9 protein-coding genes are annotated in these 18,562 nt (G+C 45.2%); 1 reads left to right on the top strand and 8 read right to left on the bottom strand.

Going from position 1 to position 18,562, the window contains the following annotated elements:
* Positions 1 to 117: 117 nt before the first annotated feature.
* The 8 genes from DW096_RS08595 to DW096_RS08630 form a co-directional block, all read right to left on the bottom strand.
* Positions 118 to 1,251, bottom strand: coding sequence for a glycoside hydrolase family 76 protein (locus tag DW096_RS08595; RefSeq protein ID WP_005833934.1), 1,134 nt, complete (start codon positions 1,249 to 1,251; stop codon positions 118 to 120).
* A gap of 14 nt (positions 1,252 to 1,265) precedes the next feature.
* Positions 1,266 to 2,414 (bottom strand): SusE domain-containing protein, encoded by a 1,149-nt coding sequence (locus tag DW096_RS08600; protein WP_118931080.1) that lies wholly within the window; start codon positions 2,412 to 2,414, stop codon positions 1,266 to 1,268.
* Between the two features lie 33 nt (positions 2,415 to 2,447).
* On the bottom strand, positions 2,448 to 4,058 hold the full coding sequence (locus tag DW096_RS08605) for a RagB/SusD family nutrient uptake outer membrane protein (RefSeq protein WP_005833936.1): 1,611 nt from the start codon (positions 4,056 to 4,058) through the stop codon (positions 2,448 to 2,450).
* Positions 4,059 to 4,073: 15 nt separating this feature from the next.
* Complete coding sequence (locus DW096_RS08610) at positions 4,074 to 7,250, bottom strand: TonB-dependent receptor (protein ID WP_005833937.1); 3,177 nt, start codon at positions 7,248 to 7,250, stop codon at positions 4,074 to 4,076.
* A gap of 142 nt (positions 7,251 to 7,392) precedes the next feature.
* A complete protein-coding gene (locus DW096_RS08615) occupies positions 7,393 to 8,856 on the bottom strand; it encodes a glycoside hydrolase family 125 protein (RefSeq protein ID WP_005833938.1) in 1,464 nt (487 codons plus the stop codon).
* A gap of 19 nt (positions 8,857 to 8,875) precedes the next feature.
* Positions 8,876 to 10,105, bottom strand: a complete 1,230-nt coding sequence (locus DW096_RS08620) for a glycoside hydrolase family 76 protein (RefSeq protein ID WP_016272160.1) — start codon at positions 10,103 to 10,105, stop codon at positions 8,876 to 8,878.
* Positions 10,106 to 10,327: 222 nt separating this feature from the next.
* A complete protein-coding gene (locus DW096_RS08625; RefSeq protein ID WP_016272161.1) occupies positions 10,328 to 12,394 on the bottom strand; it encodes a beta-L-arabinofuranosidase domain-containing protein in 2,067 nt (688 codons plus the stop codon).
* Positions 12,395 to 12,541: 147 nt separating this feature from the next.
* Positions 12,542 to 16,171, bottom strand: coding sequence for a glycoside hydrolase family 38 C-terminal domain-containing protein (locus DW096_RS08630; RefSeq protein ID WP_016272162.1), 3,630 nt, complete (start codon positions 16,169 to 16,171; stop codon positions 12,542 to 12,544).
* 331 nt (positions 16,172 to 16,502) lie between these two features.
* On the opposite strand from DW096_RS08630, the gene DW096_RS08635 reads away from it, so the two are divergent.
* Positions 16,503 to 18,452 (top strand): glycoside hydrolase family 97 protein, encoded by a 1,950-nt coding sequence (locus DW096_RS08635; RefSeq protein ID WP_005824831.1) that lies wholly within the window; start codon positions 16,503 to 16,505, stop codon positions 18,450 to 18,452.
* Positions 18,453 to 18,562: the final 110 nt, after the last annotated feature.

The raw sequence follows: 18,562 nt of genomic DNA on the forward strand, positions 1-18,562 counted from the left end.
ACTGTTGTCTCTAAAAACATTATTTCCAAAATAACTGCCAATTAAAACTGGCTCTAAAAAAAAATGTGCCGAAACCCAATAACCAGATTGAGTTTCGACACACTTTTAATTGCTAACTTATTTCAGGCTCTTTTCAAAGAGAGCTTTGGCTTCAATCAAAGTACAACCACTTGTCTGCGTAGTCAAATGGTTGTTACCGCTATTGTTCATTGCCCAGTTAGTATTATACAGCAAATCAAGTTTATTGATTCCCTTTCGCCACAAGATTTCAGCATTATTGTTAAAGAAAGTGATGAATTTCTTCTTATATATGGGGTCCAAATTCGGTTCCATAATCAACTGCACATAATAACGCATGAAAATACCCTTAAACAAACCTCCGTCACCATCGCCTTCATCACGAAGTAAATTGTTTCCAGTATCTATCATGCTGCTATTACTGATACCGAAATTGGCAGCCTTACGAGCATCTTTCAAATAGGACTCTTCTCCTGTGATCTTATACAGTTCGTAAGCAGCACCCAAGAATGTACCTTGGTTATAAGAAAGAGAAAGTGTACTCAACTCACCCGTTTCACCGTTCACATTATCATAGATGGCGCCGGTAGCAGGGTTAAATAAATTTTCACGCTCCCATTTATAAATATTGACAGCCCAATCCAAATCCTCCTGATTCCCGTTAATACGGTAAAGACGAGCAGCAATCAAAGCAGCAGGACCGTTGGAACAAGCATTTTTGCTCCATAGCCGGTCGTGAGTCCAAGCAATGCCACCACCTGCGTAATCGTTCCAACCGGTCTTGATTTCATTCCACATCTCTTGAGAAGTTTCCAGATACTTGTTTTCATCAGTAACTTCGTACAAGCGAATCATGGTGAGAGCAATCCACTCCATATCATCATAAAAGTTGTTCCAATAACTGCCACCGTTCTTTGCCTTGATACCGACATACCATTTGTCGAACAAGTCGCTGTACTTGCTATCTCCGGTACGATTGTAAGCATCTATCATCACATCCATAGCATGAGCCTGCGGCCAATAATGGAAATCCTTGATTGAACCGTCATTCCCGTAGTTGAAATAATTCTCTTCCGTATTCCAGAAACGATCTATCAGGGTCACAGAACTGCTGTCGGCAGCCGCATCCCAATCTATGGTGTAAAGCCCCTTATCATACATATACTCATCTTCTATCTCGCACGATTGAAGTGCCAAAAGAAGCAGGGGCAGACAAAATAATATTTTTTTCATAATCTCTCCTTAAATTAGTTGGCCAATTCCACTTTATGAGTATAGTTCTCCACATTGAATATCACACTAATCTTGGTGATGGCACCCGGATTGTGGCCATCGGCCGCACCATCGAATTCATTGTTCAGTTTCCACTTCTGATCCCATTGGTTATCAGGAGTCTCCATAATGTAGAAATAAGGATCTTCGGGAGTAGCCGCACCAGGATTAGAGTCTGTAGTATTCTTGGTTCCCCAATACTGTATACTACCATCAGCATAAGTCATCAAGAACTTATAGCGTTGGTCGCGCCCCCATCCTTCTTGCTTGAACTCAATTTTATCCTGACCGCAGAACACACCGTTTCCAACATAAGGCAATTCAAAAGTTGCGGCACCACTCGGACAGAAGTAGAATTCCATCTTACTTACTTCCCTGACGGTTACAGATGCAATGGAGAAATCCATCTCAATGCGGTAAACTCCCGTCTTTTCTACGGTTGTCTCGCCTTCGCCTTCCATAATCTTATTGCCATTGATATAAAACACCTTGGCACCTTCGGCTGCTCTATCTACCAGTTTGTAAGTCTTTCCGCCTTCCAACTTCGTAAAGACTTCGAACTTATCCTTTTCGGGTGAAGCACACGCCACAGCCTTAGAAGCATCCATACCACCTTCAGTAGCACTTCCGGTCAAGTAAAGCTGTGCCGGAATCTCTTCAAATCCCACCAAGCGAGTGATGGTGAGCTTCTTGCTTTCCTTTGCCATTACAGAATTCAAACCTCTGGAAGCCATTACTGTCCAAACAAGTGTACCCGTCTCACCACTGTTCAATCCGGCAGCCGCACCAACCTTGTTCAATGTCTTGTGGCTGATGGTAGCATAGCTCAAAGAACCGCCATTGTCAGAAAGCACTTTGTAAATAGGCTTAGAAAAATCTCCACCTTCTTTATCGAATACCACTTCATAAAGAGGGGCACCGCTATCTTCAGCCTTGGCCGACTCCCATTCAAAGAACAGGCTGGCGCTGGCCGACGATTGCAAGACTACTTCCTTGCCGTCAGTGGGTTCATACAACTGATTTACTGAGGAAACTTTGGAATCCTTGTATTCTATGTCTTCCGTACAAGACGTAGCAAAGAGGACTGCCGAAAAAAGAGCTATTGTTGAGAATATTGTTTTCATTGTTCTATTGTTTTTAATGAGTTTAGATACACGTTAATTTCCATATCCCGGATTGTTAGGCGCCAGATTGGGATTCAAATTGATTTCACTGATAGGAACTGCCCAAAGATAATCTCTTGCCTCTTCGAACTTGCGAGTGTCAAGCTTGTTCTCGTCCACGAAGCTTGCACCGCGCACCTTGCCCGACAAGTATTCGTTACCAGCCTTCCAACGCTTAATATCATACCAGCGCAAACCTTCCATCGCCATTTCTACACGACGTTCGTCGCGAATAATCTGCCTCATCTCTTCCTTGCTCTTTCCGGCAGGAAAGTTCAAGGCTGCATCGGCAGTAAATCCGGCACGTTCGCGGATGGGACGGATGGTCTTGTTCCATACCTCTTCAGTCATACCGCTTGTTTCGTGAACAGCCTCAGCATACATCAGCAAGATGTCAGCATAGCGCATAGTGATGATATTCATACCGGAATTCTGGTCACCGGGAGCCTGCGGATTATAATACTTACGGGTGAAATAACCGGTAGAAGTGCCGTTTCCACCACCATCGTAGGCATCGGTTCCCGAACCCGGACGAATGTTGATGACTACGTCTTTACTGCCATCGTCCACATTGCCACTCCAGTCATAGCCATCATAAATGATAGTAGCGGTGAGACGTGGGTCACGGTTGTCGTAAGGATAAGCAGGGTTATAATCTGTCCCGGCTTCACTGATAGTCTTTCCACTAAGCATCAGATAAGTGTCTACCAACGATTGCTGCGGCACACGGTTCACGGCACGTCCGCCTCTTGACAAAGGAATCATGTCTACCATCTCACCCCAAGTAATCAAATTGGGTACATAAGAACGGTCCATGATAATCTCTTCATTATACTCATTGGCTTCATCAAAAAGCCCGGCATAATCAGGAAATAAGGCATAAGTACCATATTCGCCCTGTTTGTTCATCAGATTGTCGCAATAAAGCATCACATTGTTCCAGTCGCTATCCATCAAGTAGACACGAGCCTGCAAAGCACAAACGGCACCTTTAGTAATTTTGCCCTTGTCTTCTTCGGGCAATTGGTCGCGAGTGGGAAGCGCATCCTTGATGTCTTCCAATTCTTGGTGAATGAAGCTGATAATGGTTTCGCGGTCTGTACGACTTACACTCCGCGATTCTTCCAGCGTGATGTCCTCCGTAAAGAAAGGTACTGCACCATAAAGGTTAGTCAGACGGAAGTAGAGGCTTGCACGGATATAGCGTATCTCGGCAATCATACGTGCTTTAACAGATGCGTCCATGTTGGGTACCAGATCCACCTTTTCAAGGAACACGTGGCAGGTCTTTATGCCTCCGTAAAGGTCTTTCCATTCATTCTTGAAGATGTCGAGCGAGGGAGTAGCCATACCTTTGCGAATGGCACGTTGGTCGTCCACACTGCGACCGTCGTAAGCATTGTCACTCAAACTTTCATCGCTCCACATACGGCCTGCATTGTACATCTGGCTGTAAGCCATGTTCACCACATACTGGGCTTTGGTGGTGGAAGTCCAATAAGAGTTATCCGTAAATTTGTTTGTCGGTGCGTTCTCCATCTCGTTGCAACTGCAAAGCATCAGAACAGCCATTCCGGCAAAAGCTATATATTTTCTTAGTCTCATAGTTATCTGTTGTTTTTAGAATTCAATGTCTATACCGAAACCATAGTAACGGAGCGTCGGGTAGTTTCTACCAGAATTGGCGCCACTATTACCCATCTTAGAGTCGAACTCAGAAGATTCAGGGTCAATAAACGAGTTATTACTGAAAGTCAGCAAGTTTTGTCCGTTGACATAGATACGTGCCTTTTCCATACCCACCTTGCGGCTCCATGTTTTAGGGAATGTGTAACCAATCTGCAAGTTCTTCAGACGCAGGTATTTTCCATCCATCAAGAATAGGTCGGAACCTTGTCCGTTTCCGTAGTTGTTTCTGTTGGAAGTAGAACCCGGAGCAGTAAGTCTCGGCCAACGTGCATCGGTGTTGGTAGGAGTCCAGAAATCCAGTTGATGCTTATAGATATTATAAGAGTAATTGGCGTGGAACGGTTCAATCAATTCACCACGAAGCATCATGTCACGCTTGCCCACACCCTGCCAGAACATACCGAAATCGAATCCTTTCCATTCTACATTGTAGTTGAAACCGAAAGTAAGACGAGGGAAGGCATTACCCAAGATAAACTTATCCTTCGAGTCGATGACACCATCTTCGTTACGGTCTACAAACTTCACGTCACCCGGCTGTACCTTTCCACCTACAGGAATAGCCGATGCCTCAATCTCCTCGTAGCTTTGGAAAAAGCCGTCCATCTTGTAACCGTAGTAAGACTCCAACGGACATCCTTCACGGGTGATACGGCTCAACTCCTCTATTTGTGAGATTCTTTCGTGACCAGGGTACTTCAGCACTTCATTCCAAGAGTCACCAAGATTGAAGTTGAAGTTATGATTTGCGGCTCCCGTTTTCAAACGATAGTTGATAGAGAGGTCCCAACCTTGATTCTGCATCTCACCAATGTTGTCCATCGCCATATCCGTACCGAATACCGAAGGCACAAGGGGCTTCATTAAAATGTCGCTCGTACGCTTGTAGAAATAGTCGAACGTCACATTCAAAGCGTTATTGAAGAACGAAGCGTCTACACCCACGTTGAAGGTTTTGGTCTTTTCCCAAGTCAAATTATCCTTACCTAACTTAAAACCTGCGCCTGATACTGTCTGGTTATTATATGCGTAAGAGTTGTTGTACAGTTCGTAAACAGTAAAACGGTCATAAGTACCAATAGACTGGTTACCCAAGATACCAAAAGAAGTACGCAGTTTCAAGTCACCCACACGTTCCTTGTAAGCCTGCATAAAGTTCTCCTCGCTCAAACGCCAGCCTAATGAAACAGAGGGGAAGAAACCCCATCGGTAGTCTTTATGAAACTTGGAAGAAGCGTCATAACGGAAGCTGAATTCTGTATAATATCTGTCAGCGTAAGAATACCCCACACGTCCCAACAGAGAAGTCAGACTGGTACGGTTGGATTCATCTACAAATGTTTTTCCTGTGATGTTTCCCACAGTACTATTGGTAATGTCTGTACCGATACCCAAGTCGGGATCTACCCCCTTCTTCTCAATCTCATTGCTAGACGAAGTAAACGATTCATTGGTTACTCCAAAAAGCCCGCTGACATTGTGTTTACCGAATGTCTTGTTGTAATCCAACAAAAGTTGGCTATTAATAAGGTAAGCCGTATGATTCCAGTTACTGGTCCGATAGTCAGTATCTTTCACTGGACGTGGTTCGGTAGCCTCTTCATTCAAGTAATAGGATACGCCCAAATTGCGGGTAGAACGCATGTCGTTTATCACATCCGCACCCAACACTCCACGCAACTTCAATCCGTCAATAAGCCGGAATTCAGCATTGACATTAGCGTTCAGATAATTGTTACGATACTTGTTACGGCCACCAGCTTCCAATGCTCCCAATGGGTTAAATTCAGTCAATACATCATTTAACAAATATCTTCCATCTTCCGATTTCATTTTGTAATAATAATAAGTAGGTACACGGGCGGCATCCACTTCCAAACTCCCACCGGTGGTACTTACACTATTATTACGTGTATAAGCCAAAATAGCATTCAGTTTCAAACGTCCCACTTCCGTGCTAACATTGGTACGAAAATTATAACGCTGCACGCCAAAATCACTGTTGCCCACATAATTACTTTCCTGGTCATAATAACCCATGGACACCATGTAAGTAGTTTTATCACTACCTCCAGATACGCTTAGATTGTAATTCTGCTGTAAGGCTGTGCGGACTATCTGATCAAAAAACCAGCTTTCTTCATTTTGATGGGCAGCCAGGTCACGGATTTGATCGGGTGTATACAAAGGAGCCTCTCCAGCATTGGTGGCAGCTAAATTGCGCAAAGTAGCGTTCTGATAGCCTTTCACCGGAGAAAACAAGATATCCGGATTCTGCCATCCCATCATACCACTTAACCGAACTGTCGCACGCTGGTTCTTCTTACCTTTCTTAGTAGTAACCAAAACTACACCATTGGAAGAACGTGAACCATAAATAGCAGCTGTACCGGCATCTTTCAAGATGGAAATGTTCTCAATATCATTGGGATTCAATTTATCGAAACTACCGCCATCAGCTACCAATCCGTCTATGACAAAAAGCGGACTATTGTCATTCACAGTGCTGATACCACGGATATTAAAGTTAGTCTTACGATCATTAGGATTGCTACTGCGCTGCTGGATAACCACGTTGGGCGCAGCCCCTTGCAAAGCATCTGTCATGTTAGCCACGGGACGGTCTTCGATCATGGAAGCCTTTACCTGGTCTACAGCACCTACGGCACTCTTGCGGGTAGTAGTACCATAACCGATGACAATAACTTCATCCAGCACCTTGGTATCCTCCTTTAAGACAACATTCAATTGTTTTTGATTTTTCACAGCAATTTCCTGAGTGGCATATCCCACATAGGAAAAGACGAGAACATCTTGGGCACTACAAACAATGGAATAGTTTCCATCCACATCTGTAATGGTACCCACACCTTCTTTACCCTTAACAGTAACACTCACTCCAATCAGGCTTTCACCTGTGGCATCCTTAACGGAACCTCTCACCGTGGCATTGTTTTGCTGCACCACAGTAATAGTCTCCGCATGTGCATAAACCGCAGGAGCCTGCGCCAGCATAGTCACAGCAGGCAAGGCAATAAGCCAGAACTTATAGTTCCCACTTATCCGAGCCAGCAATGAATTTACTGTGTACACTCGATTCTTTTTCATATTCTTTAAGATTAAACATTATAATAAATCACGATAAAAAAAGGAAAAGAACACAAATAATACCAACGAACAACCAATTCATGCAATTTGTATCCTAATCCTCCTTCCAGCGCACTTTATTGATTTTAAATAATTCCTATTTTTACAAGCTGTTCAGCAAATCCACTTTACCCTCGTTCACTAATTTCAGAATCAATTCTCCAAACAGCGTGTTCTGCCAAGCAAACCATGCACGGGTAAAGTTAGTGGGGTCATCCTTGTGGAAAGACTCGTGCATGAATCCCGTACCGGCATCCGTATCCATCAGCATTTTGATACAAATCTTTATCTCCTCATCATTCTGGCTGGTGAATGCCTTCATCATGATACTCATAGGCCATACCATATCATAACCAATGTGCGGACCTCCGATACCTTCACCGGCTTTACCTTTAAAAAAGTAAGGGTTGCTGCCACTCCACACAAAGCGGCGTGTATTCTGATAGATAGGATCGTTTACGTCCACATCACCCAAATAAGGCATAGCAAGAAGGCTGGGTACATTGGCATCGTCCATTAACAGATGATTGCCGAATCCATCTACTTCAAATGCATAGATTGTCCCAAACTCAGGATGATTGTAAGTGGCATATTTCTTCAGGGCTGCCTCCACTTCGGCTGCCAAATCGGTGCATTCTTTGGCCAAGGATGTTTCCTTGTTTACTTCCGTCAGAATTTCAGCAGCCTTTCTCAAAGAAGAGACAGCGAAAAAGTTGGAAGGGACCAGGTACTGAAGCGTAGTGGCATCGTCCGATGGGCGGAAAGCGGAAACAATCAGTCCCACCGGTTTGACCGGAGCACCCAAGCCGTCGTTATTCAGCGTATCAAGAGCACGTTCCGTCTTACGTTGGAAACGGTAAGGGCCTACACCGTCCTTACGCTGCTGTTCCTTGAAAGTCTTCAGGATAGCAGTAATTGCCTTCATCCATTCACCGTCGAAGATACTGCTGTCACCAGTTACTTTCCAATACTGGTAAGCCAGACGAAGCGGGTAACAAAGAGAGTCTATCTCCCATTTGCGCTCGTGCAGTTCGGGCTTCATATCTGTCAAGTCAGTCATCCAGTTGCCACCCGTAGGTCCGTCGTTGAAAGCATTGGCGTACGGATCAATGTTGATGCAAAGGAACTGACGGCGAATGACACCTTCGAGCATCTCTTTCAATTGCGCATCATTGTTAGCTAACTGCACATATGGCCACACCTGCGCACCGGAGTCACGCAGCCACATAGCATGGATGTCACCGGTATAAACAAAAGTATCGGGTTTACCGTCCAGCATGCGAAAGTGTACAGTAGTGTCAAGCGTATTAGGAAAGCAATTCTCAAACATCCACGCCAACTTAGGATTGGTAAGCAGTTTCTTCACGCGAAGAATCTCAGCTTCCACCGCTTTTGAGGTGAAAAGGCGTTTCTTCATTTTTGGACGATTGCTCTTGTAAGCAGCAGTCATCTGAGCATAGTTCTCCACACAAGTGTTGTCACCTTTCAGGGTAAAAGTGTCTGCCTTAGCATAGCCTTGCATACAGAGCATGGCAACAGCGCACAAGGTAATGTTTCTCTTTTTCATTTGGTCTGATTCGTTTTAATTATAAAGACTGATTAGCGAACACGGCCAAACGCGCGTACATCTCTACCATGGCGGCTTGTGTCAGCAGCCATTTACGATTGTCGCAGCTCTTGCCGGTGAAATCAGTATTGAAAAGGCCGTTATCTTCACGGGCATGCGTCCAAGCATAGTCCAGACTGCGGGCAAAGGAATCAAGATAAACCTTGTTACCGTCCACCTGATAGAGCTCTATAAAACCACGCAACATAACGGCGGTGAACCACACATCGCCCTTCTTCAGCATACGGAACGGTTCTCCCTGTCCGGGGGTGAATTCCATGAAGAAATAATTATGGCAAGCGGCAGCAATCGCTTGCGCATCCTTCAGATACTGCCCATTACCGGTAAGCTGATAGAGCAAAGCAGCCGACTGCATCATCTGACCGCTGTTATAGGCAAATTTGGCACGTCCTATCTCACCGTCCAAACGCATGTTGTCGAAGTAAAGGCAGTCTGTTGTGTCCTGCAATGTTGCTTTAGTCCACTCGTACAAACTCTTCCCTTTCTCAAAATAGGAGCTGTCTTGCGTAGCCTTGAAAAGTTTCAGGGCAAAGACGGAACCAGGGGCGTTGGAACAAGTGTTCTTTGATTCCTTCTTCTGTTCGCACCAATAGATACCTCCTCCCAAACAATCGTCCATACCGCTTTCTATAAACTTCCAGATAAGCTTGGCGCTCTGCAGATAGTTCTCTTGGCTAGTCATCAGATAGACGTCTGTGAAGTCAATGCCGAGCCACACGTTGTCATCGTAAAAGCGGTCGGACAACGGAGCGTCCTTGATGTAAGAAGCATACGCTTCGGGCATACGACGAGTATCGAAATATTCAGCAAGTCCCGGAAGCACCTTCTCATCAAGCAACTTCTGATAGTTCCCGAAATCTTTCTTGTTATCTTTAGTGGCCTCCATCAACGCATTCACTGCGGAGAAGGTACCGGAATAAGGCCACAAATAAGAGTAGAGATTGGGACGGTTCTTCTGTTCCTCGGAAGCCAGATAAGTAGCGGTATAGCCTTCCACGTCCGAAGGATAATTCTCACGCAACAGACAAGTGCCCGGTGCGGAATAGTGAGCATATAAGGAATCAAGTGTTTGTGTAGATCTGACCAGCATTTCGTTGTCTGCTACAGCCGGTTCTTTCTGTGTCTTGCATCCGGTTACTGCCAAGGCGCATGACAATAGGCAGAGGAGTGCTTTCTTGGAATTTTTCATCTTTTTTCTACGGCATTAAATTGTTCGACTTGTTTTTCACTCCGTCGCAGGAGTCTTCTTTATAATATATAAACCCTATTAAAAACGATTGCAAAAATAGACAGTAAGGTTAAAAGCCAACTATAAATCCGTGACATAACCGTCCACATTCCGGACATGGCAGAATTCTGAAACAAGTTTGTCACAAAACAAACACACCGTTCCCCCCATACCTCGGAAACATCATTTCCCAACAACTGGAAATTCTGAAATACGCAGGGTTGTACAACCGTAGGGTATCAGCGTGATTTCTTGTTCTCCTCCTTCGGCACTGCCACAGAAAGAGAAAGGCTGGGGCCCTGCCATTTCATTATATACTGTCCAAGTAGGGATAAGACGAGCCTTCATCTTTATTTCAACCGGTGCATTTTCCTGATTCCAAGGAAAGTCCAATTGCTGTTTTTGGCTATTGATACTTACTTGGGCCACCTCGTTCATTCTGTTACGGTCAAAATCCACCAATCCGTAGTTCCATGGATCCGAAGAAGTCACCTGATAATAATAAGAACCATACCAACTATCCTTAAACTCTTTCTTTTCCCAATTTTCTTCCATTTTCAGGGCATATACCAACGGACCTCTTTCAATAGATACTGCGTTTTCATACCAAGTGCTAGTAAAGACCTCCATGGGCAGATACAGTTCAATCTTATCATTCCGCTTCCATATACGGTCTACGATAGCTATTTTCCCACCTTTGACAGTTTGCTCCATCTTTCCATTTACCCGTATTTCAGCTTGCTTGCACCACTTCGGAACACGCAGGTGAAATGGAAATTTCACTTGTTTCACCTTATTTCTCACCTCTTTAATGGTAAAAGTTATCTGATGATCCATCGGATAGTAAGTATCTTCACTGATAACCACCGGTACATTATCACCCACATTGGCTGTTACTTCCGACGGAGAATAGACAATGGCTGCAATGCCGTTATCAGGTGTGGCATACCATAGGTGCTGTGTAAATTTTGGCCAACCTTGGTGCATATTCGAAAAACAACATGGGTATCCAGTCAGAGTGCCAAAAGCAAGGTCTGTCCCTTCATGATCCTGGTCGAAGTTGCGACGATGGCGTGTTACCATCACCTGATTCGGTTGCTGGAAATATTGCTTAGTCATAAAGTCATCGGATATTTGGGCTGGTAAAGCATTAAAAGCAATGCGTTCCAAATGGTCGGCAAAGTCTATGTCTCCTGTAATCTCCACCATTTTTTCCAGCGAGTACATCAACTCTACGGCCGAACACAACTCCGAGCCTTGTGTAGGATTGTTTCCATGCAAAGCCTCATCGCCTCCATACATGCCTTGCGGCTGTCCATGGAACCGGCGAATATCTCGAAAGCCTTCCTTGACAGCATCAATATATTTCCGGTCGGTATCTTGCTGATAATAAATAATCGGTTCTTTGATGCCTTGTGCCAAATTAACACAGTGTATAGTGCAGGTTCTGCGCAAGTCTCCCCTATCTACCATATCTATGAAACTGAAACTCTGCCGGTGCAGCAAATGCCCCAATTCAAGCAAAAAATCCTCCCCCGTAAGATTATAAAGCCAATATACAGCTTGCAAATTGTCACAAGCACGGAATTCTGCCCAACTGCTCCAGTGTCCTAAAGGTTTTTGCGGCAAGGTATTCAGTTGATAACGGAAATATTTTGTCATAAAAGCGACGACTCTCTTATCGTTCGTTGCCGAATAATACTGCTGTAGGATTTTCAGCACGACCATACGCGGCCACCAGTCTTGCGAGTTATCACGTTGCAGTCCAGGCTCTCCCGGATAATCTTTTTCAGGACCGAAGAATCCGTCCTCACGCTGGCTCTGCAAAGCCCATTCTATCCAAGGTTGCACTTTGGCTTTCAAGACATCATCATCCAGTATATACGCCAAAGGAAGTAGACCGTCTATCCAGTATGGACCGCGTTCCCACTGGTCTCCATCACCACCTAACCAACCATTGCGTTTGCCCATAACCGAAGGGTAAAGAACATCCATCTGACCACTGGCGCCATTTTTCTGACGAACCAGCATTTCGTGCAACCAGCCTTTAGGTTTGATACTGCCTAAAGGAAGTTCCATTAAGGGCTTACGGAGTAGAGGATAGCGATTATTCTTGTAGTTTCCTTCTACTACCTGGCTCAAAAGAGCATCCACTTGTTTCTCCGCCTCAGGCGTAAACCACTTTTGAGCAGATATTGTAAAGAGATTAGCAGCTAATAAACATACAACAGCAAATATTCTAATTTTCATTTTTCAAGGTATTTGTTATTTCCAATAAATTTACTTCAATAGAGTTGTTAACTTACTCACATTAAGCACTTACACCTGAGAATCATCAGATCCTTGTGTCTGTGGTGACAGACACAAGGATCTGAAAAATGGGAATATAATAACTGTTTATTCGTATACTTCCATTTCATAAATGCGCACATCTTTACCAGAAGCCGATTGCATGGGCTGTGTCACTAAAAGACGCAGGTAGCGAACACTTTCAGACTTATTTAGCGTGCGATTCAGTACATTCTTACCATTACCCGAAACATAGTCCAGTGTGCGCCATTCACCATTCTTGTCGCTCTTACCTTGCAGAAAGCAGGAGGAAGTGACGTAGGAATGGTTTTCGCCGGCAGCGTTCAGTAACTTCCAGCCATTAATGCTTCTTTCACCGCCCAAATCAAAGTCTACGTAGTGGGGCATTTCAGCAATAGCACACCACTTTGTGTTTTCGTCGCCATCTACCATGAAAGCCGGCTTCTCTTTCTCGTTCACATAGCTTGAATAGCCCATTACCATGTCCTGCTTCAGAATGTTCACTCTCTCTGTGGAGCTTTCCGTCTGATAGCGATTGCACTTGTTTGCCGTACGGAACAGTTCGGAAGCGGGACAAACAGAAGTAGCAGCAACATCAGTCAAAGTGGCGGCAAAAATAACAATATCCTTATTATCGGGCAATACCACCTCAGTAGCCCTTTCTGGCAGGTCTATTGCGAACTTAAACATGTAAGTGAACTCATACGGCTGATCGCCTTCACCGGAATGGCGGTGCGTACCCACATAGGCAACTTCAGCATCTTTCAGATAACCTTCAGTATGTCCGGTGTGCCCCCACTGACCGATGAAGCCAGTATAAGAAGGAACAATGACTTCCTGCACATACTTGCCTACGCGGAATATCCCCTTCACATCTTTATCAGAAGCGGCAGCAGCAAGGATATAGAGTCTGTTATAAGTACAGTCGGCGGGCAGTTTCAGTACATTGCCCTTGCAAGCCATACCATTCAGCTCTTCACGTGTCTCCAATTTGAAAGGCACTCCATGCACATTCATCTCGGCAGGTATCAATTCAGCAGCATAAGAATAACCAGACTCAAAGTTGGCAGCAGCCTTGAACTCGTTCCAACTGAAGCACTTCTTATCATAAACAAGGGGCAATGGTTCGGCCACCGTCTGCACCTTTTTATTGGAAGCGAAACGTACCTTGTAGGTCTTAATGCTGTTTGGATTGACTGACACTTCCAAGCGATTTCCACTGAATGTAGCCTTACCGATGGTCTTTTCCGTACCATCTGCTTCTACAGCAGCCACAAGGTTGTCGGCAAAGACAATCGAGGCTTTCTGCGCCTGCTTGCCTGCAGCTTCATACACGCGTACCACATATTCATCTGAACTTTCGGCTTTCTTTAAGGCTTTAATAAGTACATTCCGGTTATCGGAAAAAGCCAATGAATAGCTCTTACCTAATTCGCCGCGATGCTTTCCAACAACGAACGCCTTGATGCGCTGGTTCAGCAGTTCAGCATTCTCGCGGGTTTGAACTACATCCAAAGCGCCCACATGACCTACCAAGCTGTAAGTAAAGGTATGGTGACCGAAGTCCTGACGATCTTGATAAGCATAGTTCTTTTTTGTCTTCGGAGTGTGCAGCAAAGTGAGACGTAGGGTGTTGTTATCAGGCTTGTCCCAGCCATATTTGCTGTCGTTCATGATGGAAACGCCATAAGAACCGTTAGCGTCCGTTAAATCTGCCCAATATTGAGCATATACTTCGTAAGCGGTCAAGATGTTGTTTCCTCTCTGCACGCTGCCTACGCCCAAGTCGTAAGTGGCCACCTCATTATTCAAATTGAGGGGAAACTCAGCCTTCAACAGAGCGTTGGTAGACTGCCAGTCCACTTCGTTAGTAAAGTCAATGCGGTGGGCCAATACACCTTCATACAAATGGATGTACTGGCGGAAAAAAGAATCATCGTGACGTTTCTCCACGCAGAGAGTCTTACGTAATGCGCCGTTTTCGCAAAGAGTCACTTTCACATCCTCGGTGATGGAGATAGGAGTAGCGTCCACAGTCTCTTTCAATATCTCCCATGCCGGCCATTCGAATGACTTGTTTTCAGTGAAGAGGGCTAAACGAATAGCCTTACCAGCCTTTACCAATTCCTTGTTGTTTCTCTTGTCAAACAGTGAAGTAATGTCACCGTTCTCATTCAATGTCAGTTTGTAGAACGAATTTTCAACACTTGCAGCTTCAACAGCAGGCATCTCTTTTCCTTCGCCGGAGAGGCGGACATCGTAAACTGCGTATCCATTGGCGGGTACAGTGGCTTCTACTAACAAGCGGACCTTTCCATCAGTATATGAAACCAACTGAGAAACCACCAACTTGCCTTGTTCGTTATATACAGCCACACTTTTGGGAAAACGGGAAGCCTCCACTTCGATGATCACCACATCTGCAGCCTTGAAGCCCGAAGCGTTATAGAGCACTACGGGAATCCCCTTGACACGAGTATCAAGCTTGCCTGCCACACTTCCCACAGAATGAGTCAGGATACCGGAGAACTGTTTCAGAGAGAGAAGTTCATCGTTCCAAGAAAATTCATAGGCACGGGGAATGCTGGTACCAGTCAAATCATCGTGGAATTGGTGGAATATGAAGCGCTGCCAAGACTCCGTCAGGCTCTTGCCAGGATATTCGGCAACCCCCAAAAGGGCAGCAGCCACAGAAGCACGTTCAGCGGCATCACCCAAAAGTTCATTTTGACGATTATAGAGTTTCATAGCAGCCTGTGAAGTGTAGCAGCCGGTTCCATGAACGTCCATCAGCAATTCACCGTCAAATACGGGGAGCTCGGGATGGCTGCCATAGGGCTGGTAATCCTTGAACAACTGGTCACTGGCTGCACTGATAATCTTCAACGGACCGTCTCCCTTGATACCTTTCTCCACGGAAGCCACAGAAGCGATGGTAGGTGAACCGCCCACATCACCTGTTCCATAGTAGCGGTAAACGGTATTCAGGGGAGTGCATTTGGAGAGTTCCATCAAATATTTATTTTCTGAAAGGTCTTCATTATCCCAACGACGACCGTAATCATATCCGTGAGCCAGCATGACGGACGCTCCATCCACTCCTTTCCACAGTCCGATGGTAAAGGGATGCTTGCTCTTACCGTAGAAAGGATTGTTACGCCAATCCAGCTTCTGTGAAGAGAAACCTATCAGTCCACAATGGGCAGCAACAGTAGGCAATGTCCAACCGAATCCGAAGCAATCGGGAAGGAAGATGTCGGTACTTTCTACCCCCAGCTCCTTACGATAGAACTCCTGCCCCAGCATAATGTTGCGAATAAACGATTCAACAGACGGCACCAAAGTGTCGGTAGCATCCCAACTGGCCCCACTCACATGCCATCGACCTGCCTTTACAAAAGCCTTCATCAGTTCGTATTCACGAGGATAATATTCCTTCATCCAAGCATATTTCACTCCACCTTCAAAATTAAAGATATAGTCGGGGTACTGGTTCAAAAGGAAAAGGTTCTGATTCAAGGTATTCCAAACATAATCCTTAATAGTAGTCTGAATGTCCCAGTTCCACTGCGTGTCCAAGTGGGCATCTGCCACCATGTACGCTTTTGCTTTCTTCGGTGCAACGGTCTGAGCCGATAATTGTCCTCCTGCAACGGCCAACATCACGGCTCCCGCTATCAGATGGGTCTTCCCCATCAGTATTCGTCTCTTTTTCATGGTTTTGTTATTATTGTTTTTTCGTAAAAGATAATGTCAATTCGATATAAACCACCGCATTCTTTGTTATAAATGTGCTGCCTCCTCTAACCGCAAACCGCTCTTTCACCTTCTCTCTTTAGCCTCCATCCGGCAACAATAGTTTTCTGACATGTGGAATGTTGGTAACAAAAATAGCCCATCCTTCACTCTCATACTGTACAGATTCGCGACATAGATATGTAAAAAGTCGTCTGTGGCATGATTTTATATATTTATGTCATAAATAGCATACATTTCCTACAGAATACAAACTACTTTTGTATATTGTAAAAATCCAAAAGCTAAGAACATGAAAAAACAATTCCTACTCTCGGCAGTTCTCTGCCTCTCACTGACCGCTTTCGGACAGAAAGTACATCAACTGGCCTCACCCAGCGGAAACATCCGCATCTCGGTGGAGCTGACCGATCAAATCCAATATGATGTAACCCAAGGAAATCAAACACTGATGGACAACTGTGTCATTGGTCTGGAAACTGCCAACCACCAGCTGGGCATCCATCCTAAACTAAACAAAGTAGTACGCCAAAATGTAAACGAGGAACTGACTCCCATCGTACCCCTGAAATTCTCTACTATAACCAACCGCTACAACCAATTGCTACTGAAGTTTAAAGGAGGCTATTCAGTAGAGTTCCGTGCCTTTGATGACGGATTCGCCTACCGCTTCCTTACTGACCTGAAAGGCGAGCAAGAAATAATGAATGAAATCCTCCGCCTGAACTTTGTGGATGATTGCCTGCTACATCTTCAGCAACCTGACGGCTTTAAGACTTCCTATGAAGAAGAATATCGCCACCAAACAAGCAGCGAGTGGAAAAACTCCAATCGCATGGCTCTGCTTCCCCTTTTAGCCAGCACACCCAAAGGTGACAAAATCCTCATGAGTGAAACCAATCTGACAGACTATCCCGCCATGTTTCTGAAAAACGATGGACAAGGCGGCATTACCGCCGTCTTCCCCCGTCTGCCTCTTGAATTCGGAGAAGACGGTGACCGCAGTCTCAAGATTCTGAAAGAAGCCAACTGCATAGCCCGTACCGCAGGCAAGCGCAGTTATCCATGGCGTTACTTCGTCATTACCGACGATGACCGCAAACTTATAGAAAACACTCTATCCTATCGCCTCGCTGAAAAGAATGTCATAGAAAACACCTCTTGGATTAAACCAGGACTAGCCAGCTGGGAATGGTGGAACGGAGCCACACCCTACGGCCCCGACGTGGACTTCAAAGCAGGTTGCAACCTTGACACCTACAAATACTTCATCGACTTCGCATCCCACTACGGCGTAGAATATATAGTAATGGACGAAGGCTGGGCCATGAACACCCGCAACCCCTATAAACCCAATCCCTCGGTAGACATACACGAACTCATCCGCTACGGCAAAGAAAAAAACGTAGGCATTGTGTTATGGCTCACTTGGCTTACGGTAGAAAACCACTTTGACCTATTCGAAACTTTCGAAAAGTGGGGTGTGAAAGGCGTAAAGATAGATTTCATGGATCGTAGCGACCAATGGATGGTAAACTTCTATGAACGCGTAGCACATGAAGCCGCCAAACACCATCTCTTCGTTGACTTTCACGGTGCTTTCAAACCTGCCGGATTAGAATACAAATACCCAAACGTACTCTCCTACGAAGGCGTAAGAGGTATGGAGCAAATGGGCGGATGCCGTCCCGACAACAGTGTCTATTTCCCCTTCATACGCAACGCAGTAGGAGCCATGGACTATACTCCCGGCGCCATGCTTAGCATGCAGCCTGAAGTCTACCATTCCGAACGTCCCAATTCTGCCAGCATCGGCACACGTGCCTATCAGATGGCACTCTTTGTTCTTTTTGAAACCGGCCTGCAGATGATGGCAGACAATCCTACCCTCTATTATCGCAACGACGAGTGTACACGTTTCATCACCCAAGTACCCCAAACATGGGACGAAACCATCGCTCTCGAAGCCAAAGCAGGAGAATATGCCATCGTGGCCAAACGCAAAGGAGAACAATGGTATATAGGAGGCATGACCAACAACCGCGAACGTGAACGGGTCTTTAACATCTCCCTTGATTTCCTGCAAGAAGGAAAAAATTATCTCATGACCTCTTTTGAAGACGGCATCAACGCTGACCACCAAGCCATGGACTATCGCAAGCAAGAACAATCCTTGAAGAAAGGCAACCATATCACAGTCCGTTTGGCACGCAACGGTGGATTCGCTGCGGTCATTCGCTAATCATATCCATACCTATCTGCTCCGTACAAATACATTTCTAAGGATACGGAGCAGATACAAAGCAAACTGTAAGCCTACAACTAAAGAAATATATTGCAAATATTGACTGT

The organism is Bacteroides sp. AM07-18 (genome assembly GCF_003602695.1).
Lineage (GTDB): Bacteria > Bacteroidota > Bacteroidia > Bacteroidales > Bacteroidaceae > Bacteroides > Bacteroides uniformis.